Here is a 3,235-nt window from a genome sequence, read left to right as displayed (position 1 = left end):
CCAGGATCGCCTCCAGATCGGAGATCTTCGCGCGAAGTTCGGCCGCCTCGTCGATGATCCGCTGACGTTCCAGGGCGGCGAGCCGGCGCAGCTGCATGTCGAGGATGGCGGTGGCCTGGATCTCCGACAGCGAGAAGCGTTCCATCAGCTGGCCGCGGGCCACGTCCGCCGACTCGGCGTTGCGGATGAGGTTGATGACCTCGTCGAGGTGATCCAGCGCGATCAGCAGACCGTCCAGGACGTGCAGCCGCTCGCGGGCCTTGCGCAGCTGATAGCGGGTCCGGCGGACGATGACGTCGATCTGGTGCTCGACGTAGTAGCGGACCATCTGGTCCAGGCGCAGGGTACGCGGCACGCCGTCGACGATCGCCAGCATGTTGACGCCGAAGGTGTCCTGGAGCTGGGTGTGCTTGTAGAGGTTGTTGAGCACGACCTTGGCGACGGCGTCGCGCTTGAGGTCGATGACCAGCCGTTGGCCGATGCGCGCCGAGGTCTCGTCCCGGACGTCGGCGATACCGGTGACCCTGTTGTCCCGGACCAGTTCGGCGATCTTCTCGGCGAGGTTGTCCGGGTTCACCTGGTAGGGCAGCTCGGTGACGACGAGCTGGGTGCGGCCCTTGTTCTCCTCGACGTTCACCACCGCCCGCATCCGGATGCTGCCGCGGCCGGTACGGTAGGCCTCCTCGATGCCGTTACGGCCGACGATGAGCCCCGAGGTCGGGAAGTCCGGACCCTTGATCAGGCCGATCAGCGCCTCAAGCAGCTCGGAGTCGCTCGCGTCCGGGTGGTCGAGTGCCCACCGCACGCCCTTCGCGACCTCGCGCAGGTTGTGCGGCGGGATGTTCGTCGCCATGCCAACCGCGATGCCGCCGGCGCCGTTGACGAGCAGGTTCGGGAACCGGCTGGGCAGAACAAGCGGCTCCTGCGAACGCCCGTCGTAGTTCGGGGCGAAGTCGACCGTCTCCTGGTCGATGTCACGCAACATCTCCATCGCCAAGGCCGCCATCCGCGCCTCAGTGTACCGCATGGCGGCGGGCGGATCGTTGCCGGGCGAGCCGAAGTTGCCGTTCCCGTCGACCAGCGGGTAGCGCAACGACCAGCCCTGCGCGAGCCGGACGAGGGTGTCGTAGATCGCCGTGTCGCCATGGGGGTGGTAGTTACCCATGACGTCCCCGACCACGCGGGAGCACTTGAAGTACCCGCGGTCGGGGCGGTAGCCGCCGTCGTACATGGCGTAGAGGACCCGGCGGTGGACGGGCTTGAGCCCGTCGCGTACCTCCGGCAGCGCACGGCCGACGATGACCGACATGGCGTAGTCGAGATACGACCGCTGCATCTCGACTTCGATGCCGATGGGCTCGATGCGGTCGCCGGGGGGAGGAGGTAGGACGTCGACCACGGGGTCCTTCCAGGGCAGTGGGAGCAGTCGTCAGAGCGTCAGGGCGGGACGGGTGCCCCGGGCGACGGGGCCGGGTGGACCCGACGGCGGGCGGGATCCGGAGCCCTCCGTTCGCCGGGCCGGACCGTCGGGATCGCAGCGCCCGGACCGACCTGAGGGGTCACCGACGGCCGGTCCGAGGCACGCGAGACGGCCGGGTCAGATGTCCAGAAAACGCACGTCCTTGGCATTACGTTGGATGAAGCTGCGACGCGCGTCGACATCCTCCCCCATGAGCACGGAGAACAACTCGTCGGCGACCGCCGCGTCGTCGAGCGTGACCTGCAGCAGGATGCGCCGGTCCGGGTCCATGGTGGTGTCCCACAGCTCGGTGGCGTTCATCTCGCCGAGACCCTTGAAGCGCTGGATGGCATCCTTGGGCAGCTTGCGCCCGGACTCCACCCCGCGGGCGACCAGCCCGTCGCGCTCCCGATCGGAGTAGGCGTACTCCCAGTCCTCCCTACCCCATTTGATCTTGTAGAGCGGCGGCTGCGCCAGAAACACGTGACCGGCCTCAACCAGCGGGCGCATGAACCGGAACAGCAGCGTCAGCAGCAGGGTCCGGATGTGCTGGCCGTCGACGTCGGCGTCCGCCATCAGAACGATCTTGTGATAGCGCAGTTTCGCGGTGTCGAAATCGTCGTGGATGCCGGTACCCAGCGCCTGGATGAGGGCCTGGACCTCGGTGTTCTTCAGGACGCGGTCGATGCGGGCCTTCTCGACGTTGAGGATCTTTCCTCGCAGCGGGAGGATCGCCTGGAACTTCGAGTCTCGACCACCCTTGGCCGACCCACCCGCCGAGTCACCCTCGACGATGTACAGCTCGCACCGCTCGGGATCGGTGTACTGGCAGTCGGCGAGCTTGCCCGGCAGGCCGGTGCCGCCGAGCAGACCCTTGCGCCGGGTCAGATCGCGGGCCTGACGGGCGGCGATGCGGGCCCGCTGGGCGTCGAGCGCCTTGCTGACGATGGCCCGAGCCTCGGTGCGGTTGACCTCGAACCAGTCCTTGAGCGCTGAGTAGCACATCTCCTGGACGAACTTCTTGGCCTCGGTGTTGCCGAGCTTGGTCTTGGTCTGGCCCTCGAACTGCGGCTGCGCGAGCTTCACCGAGATGATCGCGGTAAGGCCCTCCCGGATGTCGTCGCCGGAGAGCCGCTCGTCGCTGTTCTTGGCCCCGGCCTTCACCGGCTTGAGCAGGTTCTGGTCCTTGGCGTAGGCGTTGACGGCGCTGGTCAACGCAGCCCGGAAGCCCTCCTCGTGGGTGCCGCCCTCGTGGGTGTTGATGGTGTTCGCGAAGGTGTAGACCGACTCGGTGTAGCCGCCGTTCCACTGCATCGCGAGCTCGGCCTCGATGCCCACGCCCTTCGACTCCAGCGAGATCACGCTGCGGTGGATGGTGTCCTTCGTGGCGTTGAGGTGACCGACGAAGTCGACCAGGCCGTTGGCGTACTTGTAGGTGACCGCCACGCGTTCCTCGTCACGCTCGTCGACGAGTGTGATCGACAGCCCCTTGTTCAGGAAGGCCATCTCCTGCAGGCGGCGGGAGAGCGTCTCGTACTTGTACTCGGTGGTCTCGAAGATCGTCGGATCCGCCCAGAAGGTGACCGACGTCCCGGTCCTGCGGGTGGTACCGGTCTTGGCCAGCGGCTTGTCCGGGCGGGTCGCCACGTACGGCTGGAACCAGACGTGCCCATCCAGGTGGATCTCCACGTCGAGCCGGGTGGACAGCGCGTTGACCACGCTGACGCCGACTCCGTGCAGCCCGCCGGACACCGCGTACGATTTGCCGTCGAACTT

Annotated in this window: 2 protein-coding genes; both read right to left on the bottom strand. The window is 67.2% G+C overall.

Features of this window, described 5'->3' with window-relative positions:
* The coding region (locus AC08ON_RS08880; protein ID WP_476616770.1) for a DNA topoisomerase (ATP-hydrolyzing) at positions 1 to 1,399 on the bottom strand (1,399 nt) is incomplete at its 3' end.
* A gap of 198 nt (positions 1,400 to 1,597) precedes the next feature.
* Positions 1,598 to 3,235 (bottom strand): DNA gyrase subunit B (locus tag AC08ON_RS08875; protein WP_476616769.1); only part of this gene is annotated, 1,638 nt, incomplete at its 5' end.

Source organism: Frankia sp. CoWAU3 (assembly GCF_977971855.1).
This window is presented reverse-complemented; position numbering and strand designations above follow the sequence as displayed.